This window comes from Uliginosibacterium sediminicola, assembly GCF_039631295.1.
In the GTDB taxonomy this organism is placed as follows: domain Bacteria; phylum Pseudomonadota; class Gammaproteobacteria; order Burkholderiales; family Rhodocyclaceae; genus Viridibacterium; species Viridibacterium sediminicola.
Window position 1 is genome coordinate 246,322 of sequence record NZ_JBDIVE010000005.1, and the last position, 15,644, is coordinate 261,965.

Consider the following 15,644-nt stretch of genomic DNA (forward strand, 5'->3'; position numbering starts at 1 on the left):
GCTCAGCCCAGCGACTGCACGCCGGCCCAGGCCGCCTGGAAGCGCGGGCTCAGTGCCAGCTGCTCGGGGCTGGGGCGGCCGGCAGGCCGCAGCGCTTCGATGCGCTGGCTGCTGCGCGCGGCGAAGTCAGGCTGCCAGCGCGTGAGCAGATCAGCGGTGAGATCGGGGCGATTGCACACCAGCACCATGTCGCAACCGGCGCTGAGTGCCGCATCGGCGCGCGCGACGATGTCGCCGGCCACGGTCGCTCCTTCCATGGTCAGGTCGTCGCTGAAAATCACGCCATCGAAACCCAGGCGCGTGCGCAGCACATCCTGCAGCCAGAAGCGCGAGAACCCGGCCGGTTGCGGATCAATCGCGGAATAGATCACGTGCGCCGGCATCACGCCACTCATCACCGTCTTGAGTACGTGGCGGTAAGGCACGATGTCGGCATGCCAGAGCTGCTCGAATTCGCGCTCATCGACCGGCATCGCAACATGCGAATCGGCGGCTGCGAAACCATGCCCCGGAAAGTGCTTGCCGACCGCGCCCATGCCCGACTCGCGCAGGCCCAGCATCAGCGCATAGGCCAGCTCGGCAGTGATGTCCGGATCGCTGTGAAAGGCGCGGTCGCCGATCACCGAGCTATGGCCGTAGTCCAGATCGAGCACCGGCGTGAAGGAGAGATCGACGCCTGCCGCGAGCAGCTCGGACGCCAGCACAAAGCCCGTATCCTGCGCCAGGCGCCGCGCCAGATGCGCGTCCTGCGCCCACACCTCGCCGAGGCGGCGCATCGCCGGCAGGCGCGTGAAACCGCTGCGGAAGCGCTGCACGCGACCACCTTCGTGATCGACCGTGATGATCAGCGCTGGCGAGCGCAGGGCATGGATCTCGGCACACAAGGCGGCGAGCTGGTCCGGGTCGGCATAGTTGCGCGTGAACAGGATCACCCCGCCGACCAGCGGATGCTGCAGGACGGCGCGCTCGGCATCGCTCAGCGCCAGACCGGCGACATCGCACATCACCGGGCCGAGAGGCATTTGTAGGGCCATGATTACTTGCTCTGTTGTTCAATGATGGCAAAGGCGACGACGTATTCCTTTTCGTCGCTGATCGACAGCTGGGCCGACAGGCCGCGCTGCTGCATGAGGGCATCGAGCTCGGTATTGAGGGCGTACAGCGGCTTGCCCAGATCATCGTGGGCGACCGCTACCGTCTGCAGGCTGACGATGCCGCGCAGGCCCGTGCCAAAGGCCTTGGAGAAGGCTTCCTTGGCGGCAAAGCGCTTGGCGATGAAGCGCGCCGGATCCTGCGCACGCGCAAGCTCCTCCCGCTCGGCCGGGGTCAGCAACATCTCGCCGTAGCGCTCGCCGTGGCGAGCGAGGCCTGCACGGATACGCTCGACCGCGACGATGTCGGTGCCGATGCCGTAAATCACTACGCAGTTCCGCTGCTGGCTTCGCGCATCAGGCGCTTCATTTCAGCGACCGCTTCGCGCAAACCAACGAACACCGCACGACTGACGATGGCGTGACCGATATGCAGTTCGCGAATTTCCGGCAAGGCCGCCACCGGCTGCACATTGAAGTAGTTGAGCGCGTGGCCGGCATTGAAGCGCATGTCCAGCTCGACAATGGCGTGACCGGCGGCGCGGATCTTGTCCAGCTCGGCCAGCACGGCCGGGCTGCGCGCATCGCGGCCGCGCGAGAAGAAGGCATGGGCATACGGGCCGGTGTGGATTTCACAGACGCGCGCGCCAATGCGGGCGGCGGCCTCGACCTGAGCGATCTCCGGGTCGATGAACACACTGGTCATGATGCCGGCATCGGCGAGGCGGGCAATCACGTCTTTCAGGCGCGCTTCCTGCGCAACGATGTCGAGGCCGCCCTCGGTGGTCACTTCCTGGCGCCCCTCGGGCACCAGCATGGCCATTTCCGGCTTGATCTCGCAGGCGATGCCGACCATCTCGTCGGTGGCCGCCATTTCGAGATTGAGCTTGATGTGGGTGAGCTCGCGCAGGCGGCGCACGTCCTTGTCCTGGATATGCCGACGGTCTTCACGCAGGTGCACGGTGATGCCATCGGCGCCGCCCAGATGCGCTTCGACAGCGGCCCACACGGGGTCTGGTTCATAGGTACGGCGCGCCTGACGGATGGTCGCGACGTGATCGATATTGACGCCTAGTTCAATCATTACAGTTCCTGTAAGTCCATCAAGATCCGGCGCGACTCCAGCGGCTGCGCGCCCAGGTAGTGCTGCAAGAGGCGACGCATCAGGCTCTTGGCTTGCGCCAGGGTTTCAGCGTCGGAGAAATCATCGCGGGCCATGGCCAGCAGGCAGCGGCCGCTCATCAGCGGCAGATCGCTCATCTTATCGTCAATCAGCCCCTGCGCCGCAAGCACGCCATGCTCAAGCATGAAAACGTAGCGCCCCTCCGGCTGCACCGCTTCGCCCGTATCGGCGAGCACATCGAGCGTCAGGCCGTAACCGAGTTCCTGCAGCAAGGCCAGCTCGAAACTGCGCAGCAAGGGTGCCGTCGCACTGCCTGCCGCCAGGGCACGCATGGTTTGCGCGTAGCGCTCGAAGAGCTGCGGATGCGGATCTTCGCGCGGCAAAAGGCGCAGCATCAATTCGTTGAGGTAGTAACCGCAGAGCAAGGCCAGGCCGACCAGCAAGGCCTGGCCGCCCTGCCAGTAGGCGCCGGTGAGGGTTTTGACCTCGCTCTTGCCAGTCCAGCTCACGGCCAGCGGCTGGAAGGCCATCAGCACGCCACGCAGCGCCGAACCGGGCCGCCGCGCGCCCTTGGCCACCAGCGGCAAGCGGCCATGATCGCGCGTGAAGACTTCGACGATCAGGCTGGTTTCACGCCAGGGATAGGTGTGCAGGACAAAGGAATGAGCGTCTTCGACGCGCAGGCGAGTCACCATGAAACTGATTCACCGCAAAGGCGCAAAGAGAACGCGAAGGGCCGCTAAGAAGCTCAAAGTCTTGTTCATCCGATCAAAGCTTGCCTGAAAGATACCGCAATTCACTTCGCGCAGCCTTGGCAGCCCTTTGCATGGCCTTTGCGCCTGTGCGCTGCGGACAAGGATTACTCGTAGCCCAAAGACTTCAATGCGCGCTCGTCGTCGGCCCAGCCACTCTTCACCTTGACCCAGACTTCGAGATAGACCTTGCCGTCGAAGAGCTTTTCCATGTCGATGCGCGCCTCGGTCGAGATACGCTTGAGATGCTGGCCGCCCTTGCCGATGACCATCGCCTTGTGGGCGGCCTTGTCGACGATCACGGCGGCGAAGATCTTGCGCAGATTGCCTTCGACCTCGAACTTCTCGATTTCCACCGCCATGCCATACGGCAGCTCTTCACCGAGCAGGCGGAACAGTTTCTCGCGGATGAATTCGGCCGCCAGGAAGCGCTCGGAACGATCAGTGATGTCGTCCTCGCCGAACACCGGTTCGCCTTCCGGCAAATACTTGGCGAAGGTGCGCAGCAGCTCTTCGGCATTGTTGCCGCGCTGGGCGCTGATCGGCACCATGTCGGCGAAGGGATACTCGGCGGCCATCTTCTCAAGGAAGGGCAGCACCTCGTTCTTCTCTTCGAGCAGGTCGATCTTGTTGATCACCAGCACGACCTTGCTGCCCTCGGGCATCAGGTCGAGCACCTGTTTGTCCTCGGGGCCGAAACGCCCGGCCTCGATGACCATCGCCACCACGTCGACATCGACCAGGGCCGAGGTCACGGTGCGGTTCATGGTGCGGTTGAGGGCGTTCTTGTGACGCGTCTGGAAACCCGGCGTGTCGACGAAGATGTACTGCACCTGATCCTCGGTCAGCACGCCGGTGACGCGATGGCGCGTGGTTTGCGCCTTGCGCGAGACGATGCTGACCTTCTGCCCGACCAGGCGATTGAGCAAGGTGGATTTGCCCACATTGGGGCGCCCGACAATGGCAATGTAGCCGGTATGAAAAGCCGTCTGCGGCTGCGTATCGCTCATGATTTTCCGATCTGTTCCAGCGCCAGTTGTGCAGCGGCCTGTTCTGCTGCGCGGCGGCTGTTGCCGCTGGCGCGCACATTCACACCCAGTGTTTCGACGACGCAGGCAATCACGAATTCCTGCTCGTGCGCTGCGCCGCGCGTCTCGACCAGATCATAACGGGGAAGATTCAGGCGCCGCGCCTGCAGCAGTTCCTGCAGCGCCGTCTTCGGGTCCTTGAGACTGCGCTGCGGGTCGAAATCGGCCAGTAAGGGCGCATAGAGCGCTTCGATCACCGCACGCACGGCATCAAAGCCGGCGTCGAGAAAGATCGCACCAAACAGCGCTTCGGTCGCATCGGCGAGGATCGAGGGACGGCGCGGGCCGCCGCTCTTGAGTTCGCCCTCGCCCAGGCGCAACTCGGCCCCCACAGCGAGGCTTTCGGCAATGCGCTGCAAGGCGTCCTGGCGCACCAGCTGGGCGCGCAAGCGTGACAGCTCGCCCTCGCGCAGCTGGCCAAAGCGCTCGAACAGCAACATGGCGACCACCATGTTGAGAATGGAGTCGCCGAGAAACTCGAAACGCTCGTTGTGATCGGCGCTGAAGCTGCGATGCGTCAGCGCCTGTTGCAGGAGACGCAACTGACGGAAGCGATAATTCAGCCCTTGCTGCAGGGAATCAAGACTCACTTGAACTCACTTTGAGCTCATTTGCCGGCGCCGGTCGTACCGTCCGAAGCCACCGAGAACTCGAACACCAGACTGACATTGGCAAACAGCGCCACACGACGCTCGTAATCGACGGAGAGTACGACATGGCCATTTTCCTTGGTCACGACGATGCTCTGGGCATCCACCGAGGAGATGTCATCGATCTGCGCGTACTTGTAGAAGGCAGCGCGAAAGGCCGCAGCCGGCTGCTGCGCATCGACACGTTCGATGATGCCGCTGAAGGCCTTCTTGATCGCCAGGTATTCCGTGAACACGGGCACCAGCTTGAGCGCGAGGATCAGCGCGGCGGCAATGAACGCGCCGACGATCAGCGTGGAAATGATGCTCAAGCCATGTTGTCGATGACGCGCACGCATGGAAAAACCTCCTCGTTGCCGAATCACTTACTTGAACCCGCCGATCCGATCAAAGCTCACGCCCTTGGGGAAAGGCAGGATGTTGTCGATGTGGAACCAGATGAAAAACGCCTTGCCCACTATATTCTCATCCGGCACAAAACCCCATACACGCGAGTCGGCACTATTGTCCCGATTATCGCCCATGGCGAAGTAATGCCCCGCCGGCACCGTGCAGATCAGGCCCTTGGCCGAGCGCACGCAGTTCTCGCTGAAAGGATGCGGAATGCTGCCCGGCTCATCGCTGCGATCCGGGTTATTGAGAATGTCATGGGTGACATCGCCGAGCTTCTCGGTCAGGCGCGTCTCGGCATCGATGCCCTGCACGTATTCGCCAACCGGCGTCACCGGCACGTCGACCCCATTCACGGTCAGGCGCTTGTTGATGTACTCGATCTTGTCGCCGGGCAAGCCCACCACGCGCTTGATGTAGTCCTGGCTAGGGTCCTGCGGATAGCGGAAGACGAAGACATCGCCGCGCTGCGGGCTGCCGACCTCGATGATCTTCTTGTTGATCACCGGCAGACGCACCCCGTACTGGTACTTGTTCACGAGGATGAAGTCACCAATCTGCAGGGTCGGGATCATCGAGCCCGAGGGAATGCGGAAAGGCTCGACGAGGAAGGAGCGCAGCAGGAAGATCGGCAGGATCACCGTGAAGAAACTGGCACCGTACTCGACCCACCAGGGATCAGGCGCGCCCTTGGGGCGCAGCTTGCGTGCCTTGAAGACATCGTAAAACCACAGCACGCCGGTCACCACCGACAGCACAAACAGGATCAGAGCAAAATCCACGCAGACCTCGAATATAGGGGTTGGGCTTGTTCAGCCACGCTGATGGCCAGGGTTTGGGCGCCCTGACCTACTTGCCATCCGTCACGCGCAGAACCGCCAGGAAGGCTTCTTGCGGGATCTCCACATTGCCCACCTGCTTCATGCGCTTCTTGCCTTCTTTCTGCTTTTCCAGCAGCTTCTTCTTGCGCGAGATGTCGCCGCCATAACACTTGGCCAGCACGTTCTTGCGCAGCGCCTTGATCGTCTCGCGCGAGATGATGTTGGCACCGATTGCTGCCTGAATCGCCACGTCGAACATCTGCCGCGGGATCAGTTCGCGCAGCTTGGAGGCCAGTTCGCGACCACGGTACACCGCATTCTCACGGTGCACGATGACAGACAAGGCATCGACCTTTTCACCGCTGACCAGCAGATCGAGCTTGACCACATCGGCCGCGCGGTACTCCTTGAATTCGTAATCGAGCGAGGCGTAGCCGCGTGACACCGACTTGAGACGGTCGAAGAAGTCCATCACCACTTCGGCCATCGGCATCTCGTAGATCAGCTTCACCTGACGGCCGTGGTAATGCATGTCGACCTGGTTGCCGCGCTTTTGATTACAGAGGGTGATGACAGTTCCCACGTAGTCCTGCGGCACGAAAATCGTGGCGGTGATGATCGGCTCGCGGATCTCGGCGATCTTGCCCAGGTCCGGCAGCTTGGAGGGATTCTCGATCTGGATCACATCGCCGTTGTTCATCACCACTTCATACACCACGGTCGGTGCCGTAGTGATGAGATCCATGTCGAATTCGCGCTCCAGGCGCTCCTGCACGATCTCCATGTGCAACAGGCCAAGGAAGCCGCAGCGGAAACCGAAGCCCAGCGCTTGTGAGACTTCCGGCTCGTATTGCAGCGAGGCGTCATTGAGGCGCAGCTTTTCCAGCGAATCGCGCAGCTGGTCGTATTCGCTGGACTCCACCGGGTAGAGACCGGCGAACACCTGCGGCTTGATTTCCTTGAAGCCATCGAGCGCGGCCGCAGCCGGCTTGCCGGCCAGGGTGATGGTATCGCCCACCTTGGCGGCCTTGAGTTCCTTGATGCCGGCAATCACGAAGCCGACCTGACCGGCCGACAGCGATTCACGCGAAATCGACTTCGGCGTGAACACGCCAACCTGCTCGCACAAATACTGCGAACCGGTGCTCATGAAGAGGATCTTGTCCTTGGGGCGCAGCACGCCGTCGACGACGCGCACCAGCATCACCACGCCGACATAGTTATCGAACCAGGAATCGATGATCAGCGCCTTCAGCGGCGCCGTCGGATCGCCCTTGGGCGGCGGCATGCGCGTGATCACCGCTTCGAGGATCTCGTCGATGCCCATGCCGGTCTTGGCCGAACAGGGAATCGCGTCGGTCGCGTCGATGCCGATCACGTCCTCGATCTCCTGCCGGGCGGTGTCCGGATCGGCCGAAGGCAGGTCCATCTTGTTGAGCACCGGCACCACTTCGACGTTCTGTTCGAGCGCGGTGTAGCAATTGGCCACCGTCTGCGCTTCCACGCCTTGCGAAGCATCAACGACCAGCAGCGCGCCCTCGCAGGCGGCCAGCGAACGGCTCACTTCGTACGAGAAGTCGACGTGTCCGGGCGTGTCGATGAGGTTGAAGTTGTACTTCTGCCCATCCTTGGCGATGTAGGTCAGGGCTGCGGTCTGCGCCTTGATGGTGATGCCGCGCTCGCGCTCCAGATCCATGGAGTCAAGCACCTGCGCTTCCATCTCGCGGTCGGAGAGGCCGCCACAACGCTGGATGATGCGATCAGCCAGCGTGGATTTGCCGTGATCGATGTGGGCGATGATCGAGAAATTGCGTATGAGCTGCATGCGAACATGACGAAGGGCGCCGCAGCACCCTTCTGATTTGCCTGTAAATTGCGCGACCGGCGATTATAGCCGAGTCCGGCGACTGTCCCTAATGTCAGCGGATCGGCAGTTTCCAGAGGCCGTTGATGAGCTTTACGCGCAACGCGGTCAATAAAAGCTGAGCCCTGCGGGCGCTGACGCAAAGGGCGCGAAGAACAGCAAAACAAGGTCCGCGAAGGACAATCGAACCAGGGAAGCGTGGAACAAGTTATCAGCTTTCCTTTGCGGACCTTCGTCTTTCTCCGCGTCCTTTGCGTCCCAAAGCGATGGCAATTGACATTTCATGCGCGAAAAACACTGCGAGCATGCCCTCAGCTCATCAAGCGATAGCCCACGCCGGTCTCGGTGAGCAGGTGGCGCGGCTGCGAGGGGTCTTGTTCGAGCTTGTCACGCAGCTGCTTCATGTAGATGCGCAGGTAGTGGCTGCGCTCGGCGTAGCCCGGCCCCCAGGCATCGAGCAGCAGCTGACGGTGGGTCAGCACGCGGCCGTGGCTGCGGATCAGCGCCGTCAGCAGGCGGTATTCGATCGGCGTCAGGTGCACCACCTGCCCGGCCCGGCTGACCAGGCGCTGCGCCACATCGACTTCAACTTCGCCGAAGCGGAACACCGGCTCCGCCTCCAGCCCGGCACGTGCGGCGCGGCGCAGCTGGGCGCGCACACGCGCCAGCAGCTCGGGCACGCCAAAGGGTTTGACCAGATAATCATCCGCGCCAGCATCCAGCGCGGCGACTTTCTCTTCCTCGCGGCTGCGCGCCGAGAGCACGATGATCGGCAGCTGCGACCAGGTGCGCACTTCGCTGATCAGGCTGCGGCCATCGCCATCGGGCAGACCCAGATCGAGGATCAGCAGATTCGGCTGTCGCGTGCCGGCCTCGATCAGCCCGCGCGCGACCGTATCGGCTTCGAAGACTTCGCAGCCCTCGTCTTCGAGCGCGCTGCGCACGAAGCGGCGGATCAGCGGATCGTCTTCAACCATCAATACGCGTGGTTTGTTCATGCGAGTTCGGCCGGATCAGTGAAAGGCGCCTGCCCCAGCGGCAGGCTGAAGACGAAACGCGCGCCGCCGCTGGCGGCGCGCTCGGCGTGGATATGGCCACCATGAGCTTGCACGATGGCGCGGCAGATCGCCAGCCCCAGGCCGGCGCCGGGCTGCGCCGATTCGCTGTGGCCGCGTTCGAACTTGGCAAACAGGCGCTCTTCCGCGCCCGCCGGCAGGCCCGGCCCATTGTCTTCAAGGCTCACCTGCAGCGCAGCGCCCACGCAGGCGGCGCGCAGCGTGATCTGCGTGCCCGGCGGCGTGTGGCGGGCCGCATTGTCGAGCAGATTGACGAGCACGCGCTCGATCAGCACCGGGTCGAATTCGCACAGCGGCAAGTCGGCCGCCAGCTCGGTGCGCACGACATGGCCCGCCAGCGCTTCGCCCAGCTGGCGCAAGGCGGTGCCGACCACTTCCTCGATCGCGCACCAGTCGCGGCGCAGGCTCACGCGGCCGCTCTGCAGGCGCGCCATGTCGAGCAGATTGGTGACCAGTTCGACGAGGCGCCGCGCCGTATCGCGGATCGACAGAATCTGGCTGCGCGCATCCAAAGGCCAGTCGGGCTTGGCGGCCAGGGTTTCAGCGCTGCCGATGAGGCCGGTCAGCGGCGTGCGCAGATCGTGCGAAATCGCCGACAGCAGCGAATTGCGCAGACGCTCCGATTCCATGTCGAGCAAGGCGTCCTGCGCCACCTCGATGTAATGCACACGTTCGAGCGCCTGGGCGATCTGCGCGGCGCAGCTTTCCAGCTGGCGCAGCTGTTCGGGCTCATCGAGCCAGACTGCCTGCCCTTCAGCAGGCAAAACGCCGAGCACGCCGCGCGTGCGCATCGGTGCGCGCAAGGGCTGGTAATGCGCGCGCGCTGCAGGCAAGGTCGCGGTGCCCAGACCGGCAGCCTGATCGTGGTCGAACACCCACTGCGCCACCGCCAGATCGGCAAAGCCGCCGGCCTGCGTGCTGTCCACCGGCACATGCGGATCACGCACGCAGCCCTGGCTGTCCGGCAACAGGAGCACCACGCTGGCGCCGAACATGCCGGACAGGCGCTGCTGGGCGATGTCGATGATCTGCTCGCTGGATAAGGCCGCCGACAGCGCCTGCAACAACTCGGACTGCGCCCGCGAACGCTGCTCGCGGGCCGCCGCGCTGATCGCCTCGAACTTGAGCTTGGCGGCGAGCTGGCCGATCAGCAAGGCGACCGCCAGCATCAGCGCGAAGGTGAATAGATACTGCGTGTCGCCCACCGAGAAACTCAGGCGCGGCGGCACGAAGAAAAAGTCGAAGGCGAGCACCGACACAAAGGCGGCGAAAGCGCCGGGTCCGCGCCCGAAGCGCAGCGCCACGGCAACCACGGCGAGCAGGAACAGCATCACCACGTTGGCCAGATCGAAGACCGACAGCAGCAAGGCCGCCAGCGCCGTGGTCAGCGCGCAGGCCAGCAGCGCCCAGACATAGCTCTGCCAGACCAGGCTTGGGCGGCGCACGGCGGGCTCGGCGACCGGCGCCTCTTCCTCGGGCAGGCCGACCACCACCACTTCGAGTTCGTGCGGCAAGCTGCTCACGCGATCGAGCAGCGAGGGTCGCCACAGGCGCTGCAGGGCATTGCGCCGCGCCCGGCCGAGCACCAGCTTGCCGGCGTTGCGATCCCGCGCGAAGCGGATCAGCGCTGCGCCGGCCTCCGGCGCCGCCAGGGTGCAGGTTTCGGCGCCCAGCGACGCGGCCAGCTTGAGCGCGCGCTGCCGGCGTGCGCGGCGCATCGCCGATTCCGCGCTCATCTCCGGCGTCTCGACGCTCAGCGCGATCCACTCCGCCTGCAAGCGGCTGGCCATGCGCGCCGCCACCCGCACCAGGGTTTCGTTGCCGGCGCCCGGCCCGATGCAGACGATCAGCCGCTCCTGCGTCTGCCAGACCGCGTCGATCGAACGGTCCGCCCGGTAGGCGCGCATCTGCGCATCGACGCGGTCCGCCGTGCGCCGCAAGGCCAGCTCGCGCAAGGCAATCAGGTTGCCGGTGCGGAAGAAGTTGCGGGCGGCGCGCTCGGCCGCTTCCGGCATATACACCTTGCCGGCCTTGAGCCGCGCCTGCAGCTCGGCCGGCGGCAAATCGACCAGGGCGACTTCGTCGGCGGCCTCGAATACCTGATCCGGCAGCGTCTCCTGGACACGGATGCCGGTGATGCCGCCGACCACGTCGTTGAGGCTTTCGAGGTGCTGCACATTGAGCGCCGAATACACATCGATGCCCGCCGCGAGCAGTTCTTCGACGTCTTGCCAGCGTTTGCGATGGCGACTGCCATCAAGATTGGTATGCGCCAGTTCATCGACGACGATCAGCTGCGGCCGCGCCGCCAGCGCCGCATCGAGGTCGAATTCGCCGAGCAGCTTGCCGTGGTAAGGGATCTGCCGGCGCGGCAGCACCGGCAAGCCGTCGAGCAAGGCCGCCGTCTCGGCGCGCCCGTGCGTCTCGACCAGGCCGATCAGCACGCGAACGCCCTCGCCCTGCGCCTGCCGTGCGGCGCTGAGCATGGCGTAGGTCTTGCCGACGCCAGCACAGGCGCCGAAGAAGATCTTCAGGCGGCCGCGTGCGGACTGCTCGCGCGCCAGCTCGGCGAGCAGCTTGTCCGGATCGGGACGTTCAAGGGGGCCAGCCATGCTATCTGTGGCGCCCGTTGGCGTAGCGGTCGATGCCACGCCGCAGCACCACCCACATCAGCCAGCCAAGGAAAGCCATGCCCAGCGTAAAGCCCGAATAGGCCAGCGCCGGAGGAATGCCCTGGGTCCAGTTGCTGTATTCCGACATGCCGCCAATGCTGGCGATGAGGTTGAGCGGCAGGAAGATCACGCTGATCAGGGTCAGGTTCTTGAGCAGGACGCTGATGTTGTTGTTGATGATGTTGCCGCGTGCATCCATCAGGCCCGACAACACCTCGCTGTAAATGCTGGCCTGGCGTGCGCACTGCTGCATGTCCAGGCTGATGTCGTGCAGCGCATCGAGCTGCTCGGCGCTCAGCCTCAGGCGCTGCGCCGAGGCCTTGAGCTTGTTGATGACAGCGGCGTTGGCTTCGATGCCGTCGATGTAGAAGATCAGGCTCTCGGAGAGTGCAATCATCTGCAGGTAGTAACGGTTCTCCATCGCCACGCTGATCTTGCCACCCAGCTCGGTGGTGATCTGCTTGATCACCTTGAGGTGGCCCAGGTAGTGATGCACGGTGTGCAGGAGCAGCTTGAGCAGGAGATCGCTGAGCCCGCCCAGCCCGCGGAATTCACGGTCGGCAAAGCTGATTTCGTCCTCCGCGGTGACCAGGATCAGCATGTTTTCACGCAGGAAAATGCCCATCGAGGCGACATCAAAACGCAGTTGCTGATCGAAAGAGACATTCTTCGGCCGCTTCCAGATGATGCAGGTGGTGGAGCCGCTCGTCTCCAAACGCGGAATCTCGTCGGGGTCCAGCGCGGCATCGATATCGTAGGCGTCCAGCCCGAGCACGGCCACCAGTTCGTCACGCTCTTCAGCGCTGGGTCGTGCATAAACGTGGATCAGCGCCTCATGCTCAGCCGGTAGCGGCTGGCCAGCCGTCGCCGGTGTGAGCAGGCGGACTTCGCCATCAATCAGCGCGTAGGCTGCTTTCATTCTGTTTTTCTCCTTTTTCTTCCTGCGCCGCCTGCATCTGGGCCAGGATGCGTGCGCGGACAATCTGCCGGTAGCGCTGCTTGCAAGCGGGACTGCAGCATAAAGGATGTCCGTAGGCAAAGGGCTGTTGCCCGGCGCTGATCAGGTGCGCCGTGCCACACACCGGACAAATGTGCAGCGGCATTGCTCAGAGCAGACGCTCGGCAAAACGCGCCAGGCTGGGGGCGCCTTCGGCCGCCGCGGGCGACACCAGCACGATCTCGCGGCCCGGCACGCTGCCCAGCGACAGCGCCAGACGCAACGCGCCGCCGGCCACCGCCAGGCGCACCGGCAAGGCGCCACGGCTGACGAAATGCCGCAAAGCATCGAGACCCTTGCCATCGCCGGCCACATCCAGCGCTTCGAGCAAATGCCCGGCCTGTCGCGCTACCGCCTTGATCTGGCCCTGCTCGCGGCTGATGCCGATACACACCACAGATTGATTCATTGCTGCCACCTGTCTTTCGGGAGTTTGTTCAGTGCGCGGCCTGCATCTGGTCCAGCGCCAGATTGAGCGCCAGCACATTGACCCGCGCCTCGCCCAGCACGCCAAACTGGCGCGGCTGGGTGTAGCGCTCAACCAGGGCGGCCAGCTGCGCAGGCGACAGTGTGCGCGCTTTGGCCACCCGGGCCAGTTGATATGCCGCAGCTGCCGGGCTGATCTCGGGGTCCAGGCCGCTGGCCGAGGCCGTCACCAGCTCGACGGGGACCGGCAAGCGGTTCTCCGGGTCCGCCGCCTTGAGTGCAGCGATGCGCGCGCTCACCGCATCGATCAGGGCCGGATTGTTCGGCCCGAGATTCGAGCCACCGGAAGCGCTGGCATTGTTCGGCTGCGGCCCGGTCGCCGAGGGGCGGCCCCAGAAGTACTTGGGATCGCTGAAGTTCTGGCCAATCAGCAGCGAGCCGACCGGCTTGCCGTCGCGCTCGACAAGGCTGCCGGAAGCCTGCTGCGGAAAGGCGCTGCCGGCAATCGCGGTCACCAGCAGCGGATAGAGCAAGCCGGTCACCAGGCTGAGCAGCACGAAGAGCGACAGCGCCGGGCGGATGAGTGTCTTGAGGCGGATGTTCATGATCAGTATTCCTTTCAAACCAGACCGGCAAACGCCAGGCCCATATCGATCAGCTTGATGCCGATGAAGGGCAGCAGCAGACCGCCCAGGCCGTAGATCAGCAGATTGCGCCGCAGCAGGCTTGCCGCGCCGACGGCGCGATACTTGACGCCCTTCAAGGCCAGCGGGATGAGGACGATGATGATCAGCGCATTGAAGATCACCGCCGAGAGCACCGCCGAAGCGGGGCTGGCCAGCTGCATCACATTGAGTGCGGAGAGTTGCGGATAGGTCGTCACGAAGGCCGCCGGAATGATCGCGAAGTACTTGGCGACATCGTTGGCAATCGAAAAGGTGGTCAGCGAGCCGCGCGTCATCAGCATCTGCTTGCCGGTCTCGACAATCTCGATGAGCTTGGTCGGATTGGAATCGAGGTCGACCATATTGCCTGCCTCCTTCGCCGCCTGCGTGCCGGTGTTCATCGCCACCGCCACATCGGCCTGCGCCAGCGCCGGCGCGTCATTGGTGCCGTCGCCGGTCATCGCCACCAGACGGCCCTCCTCCTGATGCGCGCGGATCAGCTTGAGCTTGGCTTCCGGCGTAGCCTCGGCGAGGAAATCGTCGACGCCGGCTTCGGCAGCAATCGCGGCGGCGGTGAGGCGGTTGTCGCCGGTGATCATCACCGTCTTGATGCCCATCCGGCGCAGCTCGGCAAAGCGCTCCTTGATGCCGGCCTTGACGATGTCCTTGAGCTCGACCACGCCCAGCACATGCGCATTGTCGGCCACCACCAGGGGCGTACTGCCGCGCCGTGCGACTTCTTCGGCATCGCGCGTCACCGACTCCGGGAAGTTGCCGCCCAAGGCCGTGATGTGCGCACGCACGGCATCAACCGCGCCCTTGCGGATCTGGCGCGTGCCCAGATCGACGCCGCTCATGCGCGTCTGCGCCGTGAAAGGCACGAACTGCGCACCGTCCACATGCGGATGACGCAGGTCGAACTTCTGTTTGGCCAGCACCACGATGCTGCGCCCTTCCGGTGTTTCATCGGCCAGCGAAGCAAGCTGGGCGGTCTCGGCCAGCGCAGCCTCGCTGATGCCTTGCGCGGGCAGGAAGCTCGCTGCCTGACGATTGCCGAGGGTGATGGTGCCGGTCTTGTCGAGCAGCAACACGTCCACATCGCCCGCCGCTTCAACCGCACGCCCGGAAGTGGCAATGACATTGGCCTGCATCATGCGGCTCATGCCGGCCACGCCGATCGCCGACAAAAGCCCCGCAATCGTCGTCGGAATCAGGCACACCAGCAGTGCGATCAGCACGGTGATCGACACCGGGCTGCCGGCACCATTGGCTTGTACGCTGAACAGCGAGAACGGCAGCAAGGTGACGGTGACGCCAAGGAAGACAATGCTGAGCGCGATGAGCAGGATGTTCAGCGCGATCTCGTTGGGCGTCTTCTGGCGCTTGGCCGATTCGACCATGGCGATCATGCGGTCAAGGAAGGACTCGCCGGGATTGGCCGTCACGCGCACCACCAGCCAGTCGGAGAGAATCCGCGTGCCGCCGGTGACGGCGGAGAAATCGCCGCCGGCCTCGCGGATCACCGGCGCCGACTCGCCGGTGATGGCGCTCTCATCGACCGAGGCAACGCCCTCGACAATTTCGCCATCGGCCGGAATCGTCTCACCGGCTTCGACCAGGAAGAACTGGCCTTTGACGAGATCCTTGCCCGACACCGGCAGAATCCGCGCATCACGTTTGGGCTCGAGCAGACGACGCGCCGCCACACCTTTCTGCATGCCGCGCAAGGACGCTGCCTGCGCCTTGCTGCGACCCTCGGCAATCGCTTCGGCAAAGTTGGCGAACAGCACGGTGAACCACAGCCACAGGGCAATCGCCAGGATGAATCCCGCCGGCGCTTCACCCTGGCCGACAAAGGCTTGCACACATAGCAGCGTGGTGATGATGCTGCCGACAAAAACGACGAACATCACCGGGTTGCGCAGCTGCACGCGTGGGTCCAGCTTGCGGAACGATTCGATGATCGCGGGCTTGACCAGCGCCGGGTCGAACATCGAGAGAGATTGAGTCTTCATGATTTTCCTTTCGC

At 64.0% G+C, this 15,644-nt stretch carries 15 protein-coding genes; all 15 read right to left on the minus strand.

Annotation, left to right across the window (positions count from 1 at the left end; all coding sequences use genetic code 11):
* Positions 1-2: 2 nt before the first annotated feature.
* Positions 3-1,034 carry a beta-N-acetylhexosaminidase gene (gene nagZ, locus ABDB84_RS11670; protein WP_345919903.1) on the minus strand — a complete coding sequence of 344 codons (1,032 nt, stop codon included), beginning with the start codon at positions 1,032-1,034 and terminating at the stop codon, positions 3-5.
* 2 nt (positions 1,035-1,036) lie between these two features.
* Positions 1,037-1,420, minus strand: coding sequence for a holo-ACP synthase (gene acpS, locus ABDB84_RS11675; protein WP_345919904.1), 384 nt, complete (start codon positions 1,418-1,420; stop codon positions 1,037-1,039).
* Positions 1,420-2,175, minus strand: coding sequence for a pyridoxine 5'-phosphate synthase (locus ABDB84_RS11680; RefSeq protein ID WP_345919905.1), 756 nt, complete (start codon positions 2,173-2,175; stop codon positions 1,420-1,422). Before ABDB84_RS11680 ends, acpS begins: the two co-directional genes overlap by 1 nt.
* Positions 2,175-2,909, minus strand: a complete 735-nt coding sequence (gene recO, locus ABDB84_RS11685) for a DNA repair protein RecO (RefSeq protein ID WP_345919906.1) — start codon at positions 2,907-2,909, stop codon at positions 2,175-2,177. Before recO ends, ABDB84_RS11680 begins: the two co-directional genes overlap by 1 nt.
* Before the next feature lie 164 nt (positions 2,910-3,073).
* Positions 3,074-3,976, minus strand: a complete 903-nt coding sequence (gene era, locus ABDB84_RS11690; protein WP_345919907.1) for a GTPase Era — start codon at positions 3,974-3,976, stop codon at positions 3,074-3,076.
* Positions 3,973-4,644 (minus strand): ribonuclease III, encoded by a 672-nt coding sequence (gene rnc, locus ABDB84_RS11695; RefSeq protein WP_345919908.1) that lies wholly within the window; start codon positions 4,642-4,644, stop codon positions 3,973-3,975. The genes era and rnc overlap by 4 nt, the downstream gene beginning before the upstream one ends.
* Before the next feature lie 17 nt (positions 4,645-4,661).
* A complete protein-coding gene (locus ABDB84_RS11700; protein WP_345919909.1) occupies positions 4,662-5,042 on the minus strand; it encodes a DUF4845 domain-containing protein in 381 nt (126 codons plus the stop codon).
* 27 nt (positions 5,043-5,069) lie between these two features.
* Positions 5,070-5,876, minus strand: a complete 807-nt coding sequence (gene lepB / locus ABDB84_RS11705) for a signal peptidase I (RefSeq protein WP_345919910.1) — start codon at positions 5,874-5,876, stop codon at positions 5,070-5,072.
* A 67-nt stretch (positions 5,877-5,943) separates the two neighbouring features.
* Entirely contained in the window at positions 5,944-7,740 is a 1,797-nt protein-coding gene (gene lepA / locus ABDB84_RS11710; RefSeq protein WP_345919911.1) for a translation elongation factor 4, read from the minus strand.
* Positions 7,741-8,090: 350 nt separating this feature from the next.
* Positions 8,091-8,777, minus strand: a complete 687-nt coding sequence (gene kdpE, locus ABDB84_RS11715) for a two-component system response regulator KdpE (RefSeq protein WP_345919912.1) — start codon at positions 8,775-8,777, stop codon at positions 8,091-8,093.
* Entirely contained in the window at positions 8,774-11,467 is a 2,694-nt protein-coding gene (locus tag ABDB84_RS11720) for a DUF4118 domain-containing protein (protein ID WP_345919913.1), read from the minus strand. Before ABDB84_RS11720 ends, kdpE begins: the two co-directional genes overlap by 4 nt.
* 1 nt (position 11,468) lies before the next feature.
* A complete protein-coding gene (locus ABDB84_RS11725; protein WP_345919914.1) occupies positions 11,469-12,446 on the minus strand; it encodes a magnesium transporter CorA family protein in 978 nt (325 codons plus the stop codon).
* A 187-nt stretch (positions 12,447-12,633) separates the two neighbouring features.
* Positions 12,634-12,933 (minus strand): hypothetical protein, encoded by a 300-nt coding sequence (locus ABDB84_RS11730; protein ID WP_345919915.1) that lies wholly within the window; start codon positions 12,931-12,933, stop codon positions 12,634-12,636.
* 28 nt (positions 12,934-12,961) lie between these two features.
* Positions 12,962-13,555: a potassium-transporting ATPase subunit KdpC gene (kdpC, locus tag ABDB84_RS11735; RefSeq protein ID WP_345919916.1), complete on the minus strand. Its 594-nt coding sequence runs from the start codon at positions 13,553-13,555 to the stop codon at positions 12,962-12,964.
* A 14-nt stretch (positions 13,556-13,569) separates the two neighbouring features.
* On the minus strand, positions 13,570-15,630 hold the full coding sequence (gene kdpB, locus ABDB84_RS11740; RefSeq protein ID WP_345919917.1) for a potassium-transporting ATPase subunit KdpB: 2,061 nt from the start codon (positions 15,628-15,630) through the stop codon (positions 13,570-13,572).
* Between the last annotated feature and the right edge of the window lie 14 nt (positions 15,631-15,644).